A 16,380-nucleotide genomic window follows, 5' to 3' on the forward strand; every position below is an offset into this window, starting at 1 on the left:
CCACCGGGATAAGGCGAACCGCTGTGCGTGCGTCGATCCTTATGGGATTGGCGCGGGATAGTTGCCAGCCTAACGAATAAGCCGCGCCGAGGGCATTGACACAGGTCAGGCTGTCGGTTGGTTGTAATCCGCTGTCGCCTGATCAACTGTTTTTACCCAGAAAACAAAAGGCCACCCGAAGGTGGCCTCTGTCTCACTCAAGCCGGCTTAGGCTTGCTTGACTTCCCAACCGGTCAGCTCGGCCAGGGCCTTGCCGATGTCAGCCAGGGAACGCACGGTTTTCACACCTGCGTCCTGCAGGGCTGCGAACTTCTCGTCCGCAGTACCTTTACCACCGGAGATAATGGCGCCGGCGTGGCCCATGCGCTTGCCCGGAGGAGCAGTCACACCAGCGATGTAGGACACCACCGGCTTGGTCACATTGGCCTTGATGTAGGCAGCGGCTTCTTCCTCAGCGGAACCACCGATTTCACCGATCATCACGATGGCTTCGGTTTTCGGGTCTTCCTGGAACAGCTTGAGGATGTCGATGAAGTTCGAACCCGGGATCGGGTCACCACCGATGCCCACGCAAGTGGACTGGCCGAAGCCGGCGTCGGTAGTCTGCTTCACGGCTTCATAGGTCAGGGTGCCGGAGCGCGACACGATGCCTACTTTGCCTGGCAGGTGGATGTGACCCGGCATGATGCCGATCTTGCACTCGCCGGGAGTGATCACGCCCGGGCAGTTCGGACCGATCAGGCGTACACCCAGCTCGTCGCACTTGACCTTGGCTTCCAGCATGTCGATGGTCGGGATGCCTTCGGTGATGCAGACGATCAGCTTGATGCCGCCGAACGCCGCTTCCAGGATCGAGTCTTTGCAGAATGGAGCCGGAACGTAGATCACCGAAGCATCGGCGCCAGTGGCGTCAACGGCTTCCTTGACGGTGTTGAACACCGGCAGGTTCAGGTGAGTGGTGCCGCCTTTACCCGGGGTCACGCCGCCAACCATCTTGGTGCCGTAGGCGATGGCTTGCTCGGAGTGGAAAGTACCTTGCGAGCCGGTGAAGCCCTGGCAGATGACTTTGGTGTCTTTATTGATCAGGACGCTCATTACTTGCCCTCCGCAGCTTTAACAACTTGCTGAGCAGCGTCGGTCAGGCTGGTCGCCGCGATGATGTTCAGACCGCTGTCGGCCAGTACTTTAGCGCCGAGGTCCGCGTTGTTGCCTTCCAGACGAACTACAACCGGAATCTTCACGCCGACTTCTTTAACGGCGCCGATGATGCCTTCGGCAATCATGTCGCAACGCACGATACCGCCGAAGATGTTCACCAGAACGGCAGCTACGTTGCTGTCGGACAGGATGATCTTGAAGGCTTCGGTTACGCGTTCTTTGGTTGCACCGCCGCCCACGTCGAGGAAGTTGGCCGGCTTGCCGCCGTGCAGGTTGACGATGTCCATGGTGCCCATGGCCAGACCGGCGCCATTGACCATGCAACCGATGTTGCCTTCCAGCGCGACGTAGTTCAGTTCCCACTTCTGCGCATGCGCTTCACGGGCGTCGTCCTGCGACGGATCGTGCATGGCGCGCAGCTTGGGCTGACGGTACATGGCGTTGGCGTCGATGTTGATCTTCGCGTCCAGGCAATGCAGGTTGCCGTCAGCCTTGATCACCAGCGGGTTCACTTCCAGCAGAGCCAGGTCGTAGTCCTGGAACAGCTTGGCCAGGCCAACGAAGATCTGGGTGAACTGTTTGATCTGATCGCCTTCCAGACCGAGCTGGAACGCCAGGTCGCGGCCCTGGTAAGGCTGAGCACCTACCAGCGGATCGACGGTAGCCTTGAGGATCTTCTCAGGAGTCTCGTGAGCAACTTTCTCGATGTCCACGCCACCCTCGGTGGAAGCCATGAACACGATACGGCGGCTGGAACGGTCAACGACCGCGCCCAGGTACAGTTCCTTGGCGATGTCGGTGCAGGATTCGACCAGAATCTTGCTGACCGGCTGACCATTGGCGTCAGTTTGGTAGGTCACCAGACGTTTGCCCAGCCAGTTGGCAGCGAAGGCCTTGGCGTCTTCTTTGCTCTTGACCAGCTTCACGCCGCCCGCTTTACCGCGACCACCGGCGTGGACCTGAGCCTTTACGACCCACTCACTGCCACCGATTTTTTCGCAGGCTGCAGCCGCGTCTTCCGGGGTGTCTACGGCGAAGCCCTTGGAAACGGGCAGGCCGTATTCAGCGAACAGCTGCTTACCCTGATACTCGTGGAGATTCATGCTTGTCTACCGTCTTCGTTAGGTATTGCGCATTTCGGCGCTGCATAAGTAATGCCGCGCCACCTGTGACTGCTGAGCAGTCCGGTGGGCGTTCCGCGGTGAACCCTCAAAGAAGATTCATGACGGGCGGCCCATCGTGGTTCTTTTGTGACCTAAAAATCGCCGGACTGGCCACCGCCAACAGCTGGAAGTGGCCGCATCCTAATGATTTTTCAGCGTTTCTTACGGTTGGCGATATGAATGGCATGGCCATTCACCGCCAGCGCCGCTTCATGCAGCGCTTCGGACAGTGTCGGGTGCGAGAACACCATCATGCCCAGGTCTTCAGCGCTGGTGCCGAATTCCATGCCAATCGCGCCTTGCTGTACCAGCTCGGCGGCGCTTGGGCCGATGACATGAACACCCAGCACGCGATCCGTCTTGGCATCGGCGATCACTTTGACCAAGCCGGCGGTGTCGTTAGCGGCCATGGCACGACCACTGGCCGCGAACGGGAAGGTGCCGACCTTGATCTCGACGCCCTCACCCTTCAACTGCTGTTCGGTTTTACCGACCCACGCCATTTCCGGATGGGTGTAGATCACCGACGGAATCAGGTCGTAGTTCATCTGGGCTTTATGGCCGGCGATGCGCTCGGCAACCATTACACCTTCTTCCGAAGCTTTGTGGGCCAGCATCGCGCCACGCACCACGTCGCCAATGGCGAAAACGCCCGGCACGCTGGTTTTGCACTGGTCGTCAACGAAGATGAAACCACGCTCGTCGAGCGTCACACCGCTGTCAGCGGCCAGCAACTCGGTGGTTACCGGACGACGACCGACGGCTACGATCAGCTTGTCGAACACCATCTTCTGCTCGCCAGCACTGTCGGTGAAGCTGACAGTGACTTGCTTCTTCTTGATTTCAGTGCCGGTGACGCGCGCGCCCAGACGGATGTCCAGACCTTGCTTGGTGAGGATTTTCATCCCCTCCTTGGCGATCTGCTCGTCGGCGGCCGGAAGGAATTTTTCCAGCGCTTCGATCACGGTGACTTCAGCACCCAAACGCGACCACACCGAACCCAGCTCCAGACCAATCACCCCTGCGCCGATCACGCCGAGCTTCTTGGGTACCGACTGGAACTCCAGGGCGCCAGTGGAATCGACGATGATGTCCTGATCGACCGGTGCCGGCGGGATATCGACTGGCTTGGAGCCGGAGGCGAGAATGACGTTTTCAGCCTCGACGATCTGGCTCTTGCCGTCCAAGCCGGTCACTTCGACTTTCTTGCCGGCCAGCAGCTTGCCGTGGCCTTCCAGCAGCGTCACACCGTTGGCCTTGAACAGGCCAGCAACGCCGCCAGTGAGATTCTTAATGATGCCGTTCTTGCGAGCGACCATCGCCGGGACGTCGATAGTGACGCCTTTGGCTTCGATACCGTGGATTTTGAAGCCTTCGTGGGCCTCATGGTACTTGTAGGAGCTGTCCAGCAGCGCCTTGGATGGAATGCAGCCGACGTTCAAACAGGTGCCGCCGAGGGCGATCTTGCCCTCTTTGTCCTGATATTTCTCGATGCAAGCAGTCTTCAGACCGAGTTGAGCTGCCTTGATCGCGGCTACATAGCCGCCAGGGCCGGCACCGATGACTACCACGTCGAATTTTTGGGTCATAACTCATTCCTTCTCGAATAGATCGGACGGTCCCTTGTGAGGACCGCCGAGGGAGAGACTGGCTCTTAGATATCCAGCAGCAAACGCGCCGGGTCTTCCAGCAGGTTCTTGATGGTCACCAAGAAGCTGACCGCTTCCTTGCCATCGATCAGACGGTGATCGTAGGACAGCGCCAGGTACATCATCGGACGGATGACCACCTGACCGTTGATAGCCATGGGGCGCTGGAGAATATTGTGCATGCCGAGGATGGCGGCTTGCGGCGGGTTGACGATCGGGGTCGACATCATCGAACCGAAGGTGCCACCGTTGGTGATAGTGAAGGTGCCACCGGTCATCTCGTCGATCGACAGTTTGCCGTCACGGGCCTTCTTGCCGAAGGTGGCGATGCCGCCTTCGACTTCGGCGAGGGACATTAGCTCGGCATTGCGCAGTACCGGAACCACCAGGCCACGGTCGCTGGATACGGCAACGCCGATGTCCTGGTAGCCGTGGTAGACGATGTCGCTGCCATCGATCGAAGCGTTGACCGCTGGGAAGCGTTTCAGCGCCTCAACGGCAGCCTTGACGAAGAACGACATGAAGCCCAGACGCACGCCGTTATGGCTCTTCTCGAAGAGATCCTTGTACTTCGAACGCAGGGCCATGACTTCGGTCATGTCGACTTCGTTGAAGGTGGTCAACATGGCCATCGAGGATTGCGCCTCGACCAGACGCTCGGCGACTTTAGCGCGCAGGCGAGTCATCGGCACGCGCTTCTCGACCCGATCGCCAGCGGCGAATACCGGTGCAGCGGCGGCCGGTTTGGCCACTGGCGCAGGAGCAGCTGGCGCGGCTTTCTTGGCTTCAACAGCAGCGACTACGTCTTCTTTGGTGACGCGACCACCTTTGCCGGTACCGGCAATGCTGTTCGGATCGATGCCGTTTTCTTCGGCCAACTTGCGAGCAGCTGGCGAAAGAATCGCATCGTCGCCACCGGCTGCCGGGGCTGCGGCGGCTTGGGCAGCCGGTGCGGCAGCGGCAGGTGCGGCGGCAGGAGCCGCAGCGCCGGCGCTCAATTTGCCGAGCAGTTCACCGCTGAGCACGGTGTCGCCTTCGTTCTTGACGATCTCACTCAGCACGCCGTCCGTTTCAGCCAACACTTCCATGACCACTTTGTCGGTTTCGATATCGACAATCAGTTCGTCACGCTTGACGGCGTCGCCAGGCTTTTTGTGCCAAGTCGCAACGGTACCGTCGGCAACCGATTCTGGGAAAGTTGGGGCTTTGATCTCGATAGCCATTTAATGTGGTTCCTATGTATTCGGTTTCTTCTGCGCGAAGGCGTTAAACGGTGAAGGCATCTTGCAGCAGCTTTTCTTGCTGCTCGGCGTGCATCGAAGCGTAGCCACAGGCCGGAGCAGCAGAGCCTTCGCGGCCCGCATACTCAAGGAACAGGCTCTTCTTGTGCGCGATAGCAACACGACGCATGTGGTGCTGGCTGCAATACCAGGCGCCCTGGTTCATCGGCTCTTCCTGACACCAAACGATGTGCTTGAGGTTCTTGTAGGGAGCGAGAACTTCGGCCAGATCGTCTTCAGGGAACGGATAGAGCTGCTCGATACGCACGATGGCAATATCTTCACGGCCTTCGGCGCGACGCTTCTCCAGCAAGTCGTAATAGACCTTGCCGCTGCACAACACAACGCGTTCGACCTTCTTCGGATCGAGGGTATCGATCTCGCTGATGACGGTCTGGAACGAGCCTTCAGCCAGATCTTCCAACGTCGAGATGGCCAACTTATGGCGCAGCAACGATTTAGGGGTCAATACGACCAACGGCTTACGCAACGGGCGAATTACCTGACGACGCAGCAAATGGTAGATCTGCGCCGGGGTGGTCGGTACGCAGACCTGGATGTTGTGCTCGGCGCACGACTGCAGGTAACGCTCCAGACGCGCAGAGGAGTGCTCTGGGCCCTGCCCTTCGTAACCATGTGGCAGCAGCATAGTCAGGCCGCACAGACGACCCCACTTGTGCTCGCCGCTGGTGATGAACTGGTCGATGACCACTTGGGCACCGTTGGCGAAGTCACCGAATTGCGCTTCCCAGATCACCAACGCGCTAGGCGTGGTGGTCGAGTAGCCATATTCGAACGCCAGCACGGCCTCTTCGGAAAGGAAGGAGTCATACAGGTCAAAAACTGGCTGGTCGGCGTACAGGTTCTGCAGTGGTAGATAGGTAGACCCATCCTTCTGGTTGTGCAGCGCCGCATGGCGGTGCGAGAAGGTGCCGCGACCTACGTCCTGGCCAGTGATGCGAATCGGATGGCCTTCGAACAACAGGGTGGCGTAGGCCATTGTCTCGGCATAGCCCCAGTTGATCGGCAAGCCGCCGGCACCCATCTTCTGGCGATCTTCGAGGATCTTTGCCACTTGGCGCTGAACCACCAACCCGTCAGGAATTTCCAGCAGTTTGGAAGAAAGATCCTGCAAGGTTTTCAGATCGAAGCGGGTGTCGTGACGGGCATTCCAGGCATGCCCCAGGTACGGACGCCAATCGACGAACAGCTCTTTGTTCGGCTCTTTGACCAGGCTTTTCACCACGTGCTGGCCATTATCCAGCGCGGTGCGATAGTCATCGATCTTGGCTTGTACGGCGGTCTCATCGAGCGCGCCAGCCTTGACCAACACTTCGGCATACAGCTCGCGAGTGGTGCGCTGTTTGACGATCTGCTGATACATCAGCGGCTGAGTACCGCTCGGCTCGTCGGCCTCGTTGTGGCCACGGCGGCGATAGCAAACCAAGTCGATGACGACGTCACGCTTGAACTGCATGCGGTAGTCGACGGCCAGTTGAGTGACGAACAGCACGGCTTCCGGATCATCGCCATTCACATGGAAGATCGGTGCCTGGATCATCTTCGCCACGTCGGTGGCGTACTCGGTTGAGCGCGAGTCTTCCGGGCGACTGGTTGTGAAGCCGACCTGGTTGTTGATGACGATATGGATGGTGCCACCCGTCTTGTAACCACGGGTCTGCGACATCTGGAAGGTTTCCATGACCACGCCCTGGCCAGCGAATGCGGCGTCGCCATGCAGGGAAATGGGCAGAACCTTGTCGCCGGACAGATCCTTACGACGATCCTGACGAGCACGTACCGAACCCTCGACCACTGGGGAAACGATTTCCAGGTGGGAGGGGTTGAACGCCAGCGCCAGGTGAACTTCGCCGCCAGGGGTCATCACGTTGGAGGAGAAGCCCTGGTGGTATTTCACGTCACCGGAGCTGAGGCCTTCGACCTTCTTGCCTTCGAACTCGTCGAACAGGTCGCGCGGGTTCTTGCCGAAGGTATTGACCAGAACGTTCAGACGGCCGCGGTGGGCCATGCCGATGACGATTTCCTGAGTACCGTAGGAGCCGGAGCGCTGAATGATCTCGTCCAGCAGTGGAATAAGGCTTTCACCACCTTCCAGACCGAAACGTTTGGTCCCCGGATATTTAGTGCCGAGGTATTTTTCCAGGCCCTCGGCGGCAGTCAGTCGCTCGAGCAAATGGCTTTGCACATCGGCCGAGAACGCCGGACGGCCACGCACGCTTTCCAGGCGCTGCTGGAACCACTTGCGCTGTTCGGAATCGACGATATGGGTGAATTCGGCGCCGATGGTGCGGCAATAGGTCTGTTGCAGAGCCTGATAGATATCGCGCAGCGACGCCTCTTCCTTACCGATGTACAGCTCACCGGTACGGAAGGTGGTATCGAGGTCGGCATCGGTCAGACCGTAGTGATTGATCGACAAGTCGGCCGGGGCGCGACGGTGCCAGAGACCGAGGGGATCGAGTCGGGAAGCCTGATGGCCGCGCATGCGGTAAGCCTGAATCAGTCGCAGGACTTCAACCTGCTTCTTCTCATGCTCTGAGCTAACCGTTCCGGCGGACACCGGCTGAGCGCGGCGCTGGTTTTTGGCCAGCAATACGAAATGATCGCGAATCGTGGAGTGCGATACGTCATTCGCCACGTTGCCATCGGCGGGCAGCTTCTGGAAATAGGTGCGCCACTCTTCTGGCACAGCGTTGGGATCGTGCAGGTAGAGTTCATACAACTCTTCCACATATGCAGCATTGCCACCGGATAGGTGGGCGCTGTTCCACATGCGCTGCATCACGCTTTCTTGCATGCTTGGTCACCCTCGGTAAGGGGCCACCATCGGCGTGGAAACCGCATTAGCTTTAAAAGTCCTCGAATAGCGACTTGGGTAAAGCCACTTCGGATCCCGCAGATAGTCCGGACACCAGCCCGGATGCCCCTGCTGGTCTTCAATTTTTCAAGTAAGAAGGCGGCTTTGTGAGCTGCACTTCAACTGGAACCGCGACGCCTGAACCATTTCAGACGCCGCAGGTGTTACTGGTATTACAACAACTGATCAGGTACCGCTTTGCAGCAACATGTTACGTACGTGGCCGATTGCCTTGGTCGGATTGAGACCCTTTGGGCAAACGCTCACGCAGTTCATGATGCCGCGGCAACGGAACACACTGAACGGATCATCCAGCGAGGCCAGTCGCTCAGCAGTCTTGGTGTCGCGGCTATCAGCTAGGAAGCGATAAGCCTGAAGCAATGCAGCTGGACCCAGGAATTTATCCGGGTTCCACCAGAACGACGGGCAGGAGGTCGAACAGCATGCGCACAGGATGCACTCGTACAGACCGTCCAACTTCTCGCGCTCTTCCGGAGACTGCAGACGCTCGATAGCCGGAGCCGGCGTGTCGTTCTGCAGATATGGCTGCACCTTCTCGTATTGCTTGTAGAAGATGCTCATGTCGACGACCAGGTCACGAATGACCGGCAGGCCGGGCAGCGGACGGATCACCAGCCTGTTGTTTTTCACTACCGAAGATATCGGAGTGACACAGGCCAGGCCGTTCTTGCCGCTGATATTCATACCGTCGGAACCGCACACGCCTTCACGGCAGGAACGACGATAGGAGAAACCTTCATCCTGTTCCTTGATCAGAGCCAGCACGTCCAGCACCATCAGGTCCTTGCCGTCGATCTCGACTTGAAAGTCCTGCATGAAGGGTGCTTTGTCTTGCTCTGGGTTGTAGCGATAAACGCTGACTTGCAAAGTTTTGGCTAGCGACATATCGGCCACCCTTAATAGGTACGGATCTTGGGTTCAAACGCCGGAACGGTCTTCGGCGCGAAGTTGACAGCACGCTTGGTCACGCGCTTCTCACCTGGAAAATACAGGGAGTGGCACAACCAGTTGGTGTCATCGCGATCTTCGAAGTCTTCACGAGCATGCGCACCACGGGACTCGGTACGAGTATCCGCAGCAATCGCAGTAGCCTCGGCGACTTCGAGAAGGTTTTGCAGTTCCAGCGCTTCGATACGCGCAGTGTTGAAGGCCTGGCTCTTGTCGGCGATCTTGACGGTCGCAATGCGCTCGCGCAGATCAGCCAGTTGAGCGATGCCTTTCTTCATGTATTCGCCAGTACGGAATACACCGAAGTAGTTCTGCATGCAGGCTTGCAGCTCTTTACGCAGCGGAGCTACGTCTTCGCCGGTGCGGCGCTCGTTGACGCCGGACAACCGCTTGAGCGACAGCTCAATGTCGGTCGCACTGGCGCCGCGCGCTTCAATGCCTTCTTTCAGCGCCCGCTCCAGATGGATGCCGGCCGCACGGCCGAACACCACCAGGTCGAGCAGCGAGTTGCCACCCAGACGGTTGGCACCGTGTACGGATACGCAAGCCACTTCGCCTACGGCAAATAGACCGTCGATGATGACATCGTTACCGTTTGCATCTTGAGTCATCGCCTGGCCATGAATGTTGGTAGCAACGCCGCCCATCATGTAGTGGCAAGTCGGGATAACTGGAACCGGTGCAACAACCGGGTCGACATGCGCGAAAGTCTTGGACAATTCGCAGATGCCAGGCAGGCGGCTGTGCAGAACCTCTTCACCAAGGTGATCGAGCTTCAGCAATACGTGATCGCCATCCGGACCACAGCCGTTGCCGGCGATGACTTCCTTAACCATGGAGCGCGCAACTACGTCGCGACCGGCCAGGTCTTTGGCGTTCGGAGCATAGCGCTCCATGAAGCGTTCGCCGTGCTTGTTGATCAGGTAGCCACCTTCACCGCGGCAACCTTCGGTCACCAGCACGCCCGCACCGGCGATACCGGTCGGGTGGAACTGCCACATTTCGATGTCTTGCACCGGCACGCCAGCACGCAGGGCCATGCCCACGCCGTCACCCGTATTGATCAAGGCGTTGGTGGTCGAAGAGTAAATACGACCGGCGCCACCAGTAGCCAGAACTACAGCCTTGGAGCGGATGTAGACGGTTTCGCCAGTCTCGATGCAGATGGCAATGATGCCGACTACAGCGCCGTCCTGATTTTTGACCAGATCAACCGCGTACCACTCGTTGAGGAACGAAGTACCGGCTTTCAGGTTGGCTTGATAAAGAGTATGCAGCAGAGCGTGACCGGTACGGTCAGCCGCGGCGCAAGTACGTGCAGCCTGAGTCGAGTTATCCGGTCCTTTGGACTGACCACCAAACGGACGCTGATAGATACGGCCCTGCTCAGTACGCGAGAACGGCAGACCCATGTGTTCGAGCTCAAACACGGCTTCTGGGCCAACAGAACACATGTATTCGATGGCGTCCTGGTCACCGATATAGTCGGAACCTTTGACGGTGTCGTACATGTGCCAGCGCCAATCGTCATTCGGGTCGGCCGAAGCGATGGCACAGGTGATGCCACCCTGAGCGGATACGGTGTGCGAGCGAGTCGGGAAGACTTTGGTGACTACCGCGGTCTTGTGGCCGCCTTGAGCCAACTGCAGAGCCGCGCGCATGCCGGCACCGCCGCCACCAACAATGATGGCGTCATAGGAAAGAGTAGGAATGCTAGACATGGATCAGATACCCCAGAGAATCTGCACGCCCCAGACGAAGAACGCGAACATCGCAATGCCGCAGACTGCCTGGAACAGGAAACGCACGACAGTCGCCCACTTGCCCAACGCCATCGGCGTCAGGTAGTCAGTAGCGATGGTCCACATGCCGACCCAGGCGTGAGCACCAAGTGCTACGAGCGCCAGCAGACTGAAGATACGCATCCAGCCGTGAGAGAACAGCGCATGCCATTCGGCAAAGCCGAGGCCTGGATTCACCACGAGGTAGCCAATCAGAAAAATGAAATAGGCGGCGAGAACAACAGCCGACACACGCTGAGCCATCCAGTCATAGAGGCCCGAACGCGATAGGTTCGTGACATTAGTTACCATACCCACACCCCCGCCAACACGATCAACACCACGGAAATGGCGAGAACGATTTGCGAGCCCAGCTTGCCGCCTTCCAGCGTTTCACCGATGCCCATATCCATAATCAGATGGCGAATTCCGGCCACCAGGTGATACAGCAGCGCAGACAACAAGCCCCAGATCACAAATTTGGCCAGAGGGCTGGCCAGACACGCTTTCACCTGCTCGAAGCCGTCCTCAGAAGCCAGGGATTTATCGAGTGCAAAAAGCATCACGGCGATACCCAGGAAGAGGATGACACCGGAAATACGGTGCAGGATGGACGTGTAAGCAGTGACTGGGAGTTTGATCGTCCTTAAGTCTAGGTTTACAGGTCTTTGGCTATTCACGGCTTTTTTCACACTGAAGGGCCCCTAACAATCAGGGCAAAGTTGTCGGGAAGTGCACTGGTCAAGTACCCATACCCAGGGAGTGGCGATCACCAGAATATCGGCGCTAGGGCCCTGGCGGCCGGGCGCAGAGTATAGACAGTTAGGCTACTAATGACAATGCGATGGCCACCGCCTAAGGGTGGATTGCGCGACGTATATAAAAGGCGTAAATAGCGGCCAATCTTCTCCAAAAAAAGCCGCTAAAACCCCTCTGCTGCCTAGGTTCTGGCAAATTGACTTTGGAATTTATCTCTCTATAGTGTTGCGGGCCCTGCGTGGGGGGCAGTCTGGTGATTTCAAGCATAAATAGGAGGCCAACATGGCTGACAAAAAAGCGCAGTTGATCATCGAGGGCGCAGCCCCCGTCGACCTGCCCGTTCTGAGCGGTACCGTTGGTCCCGATGTGATAGATGTGCGGGGTCTGACGACCACGGGCCGGTTCACTTTTGATCCTGGCTTTATGTCGACCGCTTCTTGCGAATCGAAGATCACCTACATCGACGGCGATAACGGCATCCTTTTGCATCGCGGCTATCCGATCGAGCAACTGGCCGAAAATTCCGACTATCTGGAAACCTGCTACCTGCTGCTGTATGGAGAACTGCCGACCGCAGAACAGCGCGCCAAGTTCGTTGGCACCGTGAAGAACCACACCATGGTCCACGAGCAGCTGAAGTCCTTCTTCAACGGCTTCCGCCGTGATGCCCACCCGATGGCCATCATGTGTGGCGTGGTCGGTGCGCTGTCGGCGTTCTATCACGACTCCCTGGATATCAATAATCCCAAGCACCGCGAAATTTCCGCGATCCGCCTGGTCGCCAAGATGCCGACCATCGCCGCCATGGTTTACAAGTACTCCATGGGCCAACCGATGATGTACCCGCGTAACGATCTGAACTACGCGGAAAATTTCTTGCACATGATGTTCAACACGCCGTGCGAGATCAAACCGATCAGCCCGATTCTGGCCAAGGCCATGGATCGCATCTTCATCCTGCATGCCGATCACGAGCAGAACGCCTCCACCTCCACCGTCCGCCTGGCCGGCTCGTCAGGCGCCAACCCGTTCGCCTGTATCGCCGCTGGCATCGCCGCACTCTGGGGCCCGGCCCACGGCGGCGCCAACGAAGCGGTGCTGACCATGCTGGATGAGATCGGCAGTGTCGAAAATATCGACAAGTTCATCGCCAAAGCCAAGGACAAGAACGATCCGTTCAAACTCATGGGCTTCGGTCATCGTGTGTACAAAAACCGCGACCCACGTGCCACCGTGATGAAAAAGACCTGCGACGAAGTTCTTGGCGAATTGGGTATCACAAACGATCCGCAACTCGAACTGGCCATGCGCCTGGAAGAGATCGCCCTGACCGATCCGTACTTCAAAGAACGCAACCTGTACCCGAACGTCGACTTCTACTCGGGCATCATCCTCAAGGCGATCGGCATTCCGACCAGCATGTTCACGGTGATTTTCGCCCTGGCACGCACTGTCGGTTGGATTTCGCACTGGAAGGAAATGCTCTCTAGCCCGTACAAGATCGGCCGTCCGCGCCAGCTCTACACCGGCTACCCGCAACGCGATCTGGCCCCGCTGGAAGAGCGCAAGTAAGCGCCTTTCCGGCTAACGCCAAATAAAAAAGGCTGCCAATTGGCAGCCTTTTTTATTTGACGAATATCGTCTCAGCGTTGCTCGGCACGTTTGCGCAAGGCATCCAATGTGTTGAACGGCGCATCGACGACAAAACTATTCGCCAGCCAGGAAGGAATACTACCGCCCGGCTCGGTCTGCACCTGATAGGTCACTTCGGTGACATCATTGCCTTTAGGCACCACTCGCCACTCACCAACCAACTTCGGTACCCGGATCTGGCCCTTCACCGGTGGGACAAAGTTCGGATCGGCTTTAAGCTGACGAACAACCGTCCCGTCGGCGGCTTGCCCGCCTTGGACATGTAGCACCAAATCACGCCCCGTTACCGGCCAGGGCATCTCGATGGTCGAATAGGTCCAAGCCTCATTGCCCTGCCGCTTGAGCAGCTTCATCTCAGCGCAGGCATGAATCCAGCTACAGGAACCCACGACATCCTCCTGCAATGCATTGATGGTCTTCACGTTAGCCTTGATCTCGACCACCCCTCGATAGGCTTTGTACTTGGAGCCTGGAACGCTGCTCAGATACACCTTGATGCCGTTTTCATCTTTGGCCAACTGCCAGTCTTCGGCCTGCGCCGTTGCGCCCATCAACATACTCAAACCGCATACCATGGCCATCTGGTGCAGCACGTTCATAACCTTCTCCTAGCCTACTCACGGATAAACGAAAATCTGCCCAGCTACGCGGCAGTAGCCTGCTCCAACCAGCCCAACAGGCGGATCGCGTCTGCCCGACTGTCCCCACAGGTTAGATGATCAGCACGAAATTCCCCGCACACCGAAGGACGCTCCGGCTTGCCAAACAGCAGACAAAGATTATCAACCGACAGCTGCACGCAGCGCTCACCAGCCCGCTTGCCCTCCGGCATACCGGGGATCGCCGAACTAATGGACGGCGCGATACAGCACGCGCCGCAACCTGCACGACACTCCATGATCCAAATCCTCGCCTCGACCAGGCCACGAATTAAAATTGCGATTTTACTTGGCGAGCGCGCCTGGCGTCAGCTGCCCCATACAGCCGAAGCGCAATCGCTACATCAATCCGACGACCACGCCCTATTAGATCAATCCGGCAGCGATGGCCTACGACCGACGACCGAGGCATGTGCCTCGACCAGTGCGCTCGAGCTTTCACCGGCGTAGACGCGCGCGCTCAGCTTTGTCTCATGCACCTCCAGTTGCACCCGCTGCTCGTCACGCAGATCGAACACCTGATACGCCGCCGACTCGCTGAAAAAGCTGCGCAGCTTGCTGGTCACGTAATACGGCTCGGGCGCGGACGGGATCCGCCTGGCGCCTGGGGTCATCGGCCTTAAACCCAGCTCAAGGCCTTGCTCTTGGACCAGGATCGGCAAGCGGTGACCAGCCAGATCGAACTGGCTGAACTGTTCGCCAAAGCCAAAAAATTGCTCGTCGGCATCGCGCGCCCAGCTCAGATACAGACGGTTCAGTGCTGGATCGTCGACTTTCACAGCCAGCTGCAAACCGCGCGCGCCGTCAGCTCGGAGGCTCATGCTATAGCTACTGACGCGGCTATCGGAGCAGCGTAAATGCCCCTTCACGGTCAGTTGCTCGCCGATCAACTGGAAGCTTTCCACGCTCTGCTCTTGGCACAACAGGGTGCGCCGCTCCACGACGAACAGCGCCCCGCGGGATTCCTCCATCTGCGCACGGCCAATGCCCGCCGCTAAAAAGCCGCCCTGCGCCGACCACAGACTCTTACTTGGACTGGATTGGCCGTAGAGGTTGAAACCCTGGCCGGACCAGGCGAAGCGATACTCGCCAAGGCTGAACTCGCGCGGCAACGCCAGCGCCGGGGGCACGATCAGCGAGCTCCAGACCGGACGTTCGCGCCAACTCTGCCAAGCCTGCCAACCTGCCATACCAACGGTGCCCAGGGCTACCACGCCGATCAACCCCTTTACCCAGCACTTCATGTGCTCTCCTGATTTTTATTTTTGTGCGACCACTACGTGCTTGGCGAGCCTCGACATTCGCCTAAGCTGGCACCTTCCTGCTGTTCTGGAACTTATTTATGCCAGTCTGGATGCAAACCGCCGCCCTCCTCACTCTTATCCAATGTGTCCATGACATTTGCCTGGTGCGGGCATGCTGTTCATGCCGTAGCCATTGCGGCTCGACTACTTACTGGGCCAACTTGCGCTTGCAGGTTGCGGATTGAGCCTCGCACGCCGGTCACCGGTCGCGCCAGGCCTGTCGATTACTGGGGCGATTTGAGTCGGGCGATCAGGCTGGAGGTATCCCAGCGACCGCCGCCCATGGCTTGGACGTCCGCATAGAACTGATCAACCAGCGCAGTCACCGGTAGCTGGGCACCATTGCGCCGGGCCTCGTCGAGCACGATGGCGAAGTCCTTGCGCATCCAGTCGACGGCGAAACCGAAGTCGAATTTGCCTTCCAGCATCGTCGCGTGGCGATGATCCAGTTGCCAGGATTGCGCCGCCCCGTGCTTGATCACCGCCATCGCCGCCTGCCCATCCAACCCCGCGGCCTGGGCGAAATGCAGCGCCTCAGCCAGCCCCTGCAACAAGCCGCCCACGCAGATCTGATTGACCATCTTGGTCAGTTGGCCACTACCAACCGGCCCCATCAGCGTCACTTGCTTGGCATAGCTTTCGATCACCGGCGCGGCACGATCAAAGTGCAGCTGCTCGCCGCCGACCATCACGGTCAACATGCCGTTTTCGGCGCCCGCTTGCCCGCCAGACACCGGCGCGTCGATGAAAGCCACATCGCGCTCGGCAGCCAGCCGCGCCATCAGCCGGGCGATGCTGGCGGAAGCGGTAGTGTGATCGATCAGCACACTGCCGGCGGCCATGCCGGCCAGAACCCCGTCCTCACCAAACACCACGCTGCGCAGATCGTCGTCATTGCCGACGCAGATCATCACGAACTCCGCGCCCTGCACCGCTTCCCGCGGCGTGCTGGCCGATTCGCCACCAAACTCGTCGCCCCAAAGCGCCATTTTCTCTGGCGAACGGTTGTGGACGCACACCTCATGACCCTCGCACGCCAGGTGGCCAGCCATATGGAAGCCCATGGTGCCGAGCCCGATAAACGCTACTTTCGCCATCGCCGTAACTCCTTCTTCGTCGCTTTGACG

14 protein-coding genes are annotated in these 16,380 nt (G+C 58.5%); 1 reads left to right on the forward strand and 13 read right to left on the reverse strand.

The window, feature by feature from the left end:
- Positions 1-207: 207 nt before the first annotated feature.
- The 9 genes from sucD to sdhC all read right to left on the reverse strand — a co-directional run bounded on the left by sucD (position 208) and on the right by sdhC (position 11,570).
- On the reverse strand, positions 208-1,095 hold the full coding sequence (gene sucD, locus NVV93_RS11730) for a succinate--CoA ligase subunit alpha (protein WP_258250828.1): 888 nt from the start codon (positions 1,093-1,095) through the stop codon (positions 208-210).
- Positions 1,095-2,261 carry an ADP-forming succinate--CoA ligase subunit beta gene (gene sucC / locus NVV93_RS11735; RefSeq protein WP_258250829.1) on the reverse strand — a complete coding sequence of 389 codons (1,167 nt, stop codon included), beginning with the start codon at positions 2,259-2,261 and terminating at the stop codon, positions 1,095-1,097. The genes sucD and sucC overlap by 1 nt, the downstream gene beginning before the upstream one ends.
- A gap of 212 nt (positions 2,262-2,473) precedes the next feature.
- Positions 2,474-3,910: a dihydrolipoyl dehydrogenase gene (lpdA, locus tag NVV93_RS11740; RefSeq protein ID WP_258250830.1), complete on the reverse strand. Its 1,437-nt coding sequence runs from the start codon at positions 3,908-3,910 to the stop codon at positions 2,474-2,476.
- A 65-nt stretch (positions 3,911-3,975) separates the two neighbouring features.
- Entirely contained in the window at positions 3,976-5,193 is a 1,218-nt protein-coding gene (gene odhB / locus NVV93_RS11745; RefSeq protein WP_258250831.1) for a 2-oxoglutarate dehydrogenase complex dihydrolipoyllysine-residue succinyltransferase, read from the reverse strand.
- A 43-nt stretch (positions 5,194-5,236) separates the two neighbouring features.
- A complete protein-coding gene (locus NVV93_RS11750) occupies positions 5,237-8,068 on the reverse strand; it encodes a 2-oxoglutarate dehydrogenase E1 component (protein ID WP_258250832.1) in 2,832 nt (943 codons plus the stop codon).
- Positions 8,069-8,314: 246 nt separating this feature from the next.
- A complete protein-coding gene (locus NVV93_RS11755) occupies positions 8,315-9,034 on the reverse strand; it encodes a succinate dehydrogenase iron-sulfur subunit (RefSeq protein ID WP_258250833.1) in 720 nt (239 codons plus the stop codon).
- 11 nt (positions 9,035-9,045) lie between these two features.
- Entirely contained in the window at positions 9,046-10,818 is a 1,773-nt protein-coding gene (gene sdhA, locus NVV93_RS11760) for a succinate dehydrogenase flavoprotein subunit (protein ID WP_258250834.1), read from the reverse strand.
- A 3-nt stretch (positions 10,819-10,821) separates the two neighbouring features.
- Positions 10,822-11,190 (reverse strand): succinate dehydrogenase, hydrophobic membrane anchor protein, encoded by a 369-nt coding sequence (gene sdhD / locus NVV93_RS11765; protein ID WP_258250835.1) that lies wholly within the window; start codon positions 11,188-11,190, stop codon positions 10,822-10,824.
- Positions 11,184-11,570, reverse strand: a complete 387-nt coding sequence (sdhC, locus tag NVV93_RS11770; protein ID WP_258250836.1) for a succinate dehydrogenase, cytochrome b556 subunit — start codon at positions 11,568-11,570, stop codon at positions 11,184-11,186. The genes sdhD and sdhC overlap by 7 nt, the downstream gene beginning before the upstream one ends.
- A gap of 349 nt (positions 11,571-11,919) precedes the next feature.
- On the opposite strand from sdhC, the gene gltA reads away from it, so the two are divergent.
- Positions 11,920-13,209 carry a citrate synthase gene (gene gltA, locus NVV93_RS11775; protein WP_258250837.1) on the forward strand — a complete coding sequence of 430 codons (1,290 nt, stop codon included), beginning with the start codon at positions 11,920-11,922 and terminating at the stop codon, positions 13,207-13,209.
- A 71-nt stretch (positions 13,210-13,280) separates the two neighbouring features.
- Here the strand turns inward: gltA and NVV93_RS11780 are convergent, their stop codons facing one another.
- From NVV93_RS11780 to NVV93_RS11795, 4 genes are all read right to left on the reverse strand, one after another.
- On the reverse strand, positions 13,281-13,889 hold the full coding sequence (locus tag NVV93_RS11780; protein WP_375162882.1) for an START domain-containing protein: 609 nt from the start codon (positions 13,887-13,889) through the stop codon (positions 13,281-13,283).
- Between the two features lie 44 nt (positions 13,890-13,933).
- Positions 13,934-14,188 carry a YkgJ family cysteine cluster protein gene (locus NVV93_RS11785; RefSeq protein WP_258250838.1) on the reverse strand — a complete coding sequence of 85 codons (255 nt, stop codon included), beginning with the start codon at positions 14,186-14,188 and terminating at the stop codon, positions 13,934-13,936.
- Between the two features lie 132 nt (positions 14,189-14,320).
- Positions 14,321-15,193 carry a hypothetical protein gene (locus NVV93_RS11790; RefSeq protein ID WP_258250839.1) on the reverse strand — a complete coding sequence of 291 codons (873 nt, stop codon included), beginning with the start codon at positions 15,191-15,193 and terminating at the stop codon, positions 14,321-14,323.
- Positions 15,194-15,477: 284 nt separating this feature from the next.
- Positions 15,478-16,350: an NAD(P)-dependent oxidoreductase gene (locus tag NVV93_RS11795; protein ID WP_258250840.1), complete on the reverse strand. Its 873-nt coding sequence runs from the start codon at positions 16,348-16,350 to the stop codon at positions 15,478-15,480.
- Positions 16,351-16,380 lie beyond the last annotated feature (30 nt).

The sequence above is a fragment of the Pseudomonas sp. LS44 genome (genome assembly GCF_024730785.1).
GTDB lineage: Bacteria > Pseudomonadota > Gammaproteobacteria > Pseudomonadales > Pseudomonadaceae > Aquipseudomonas.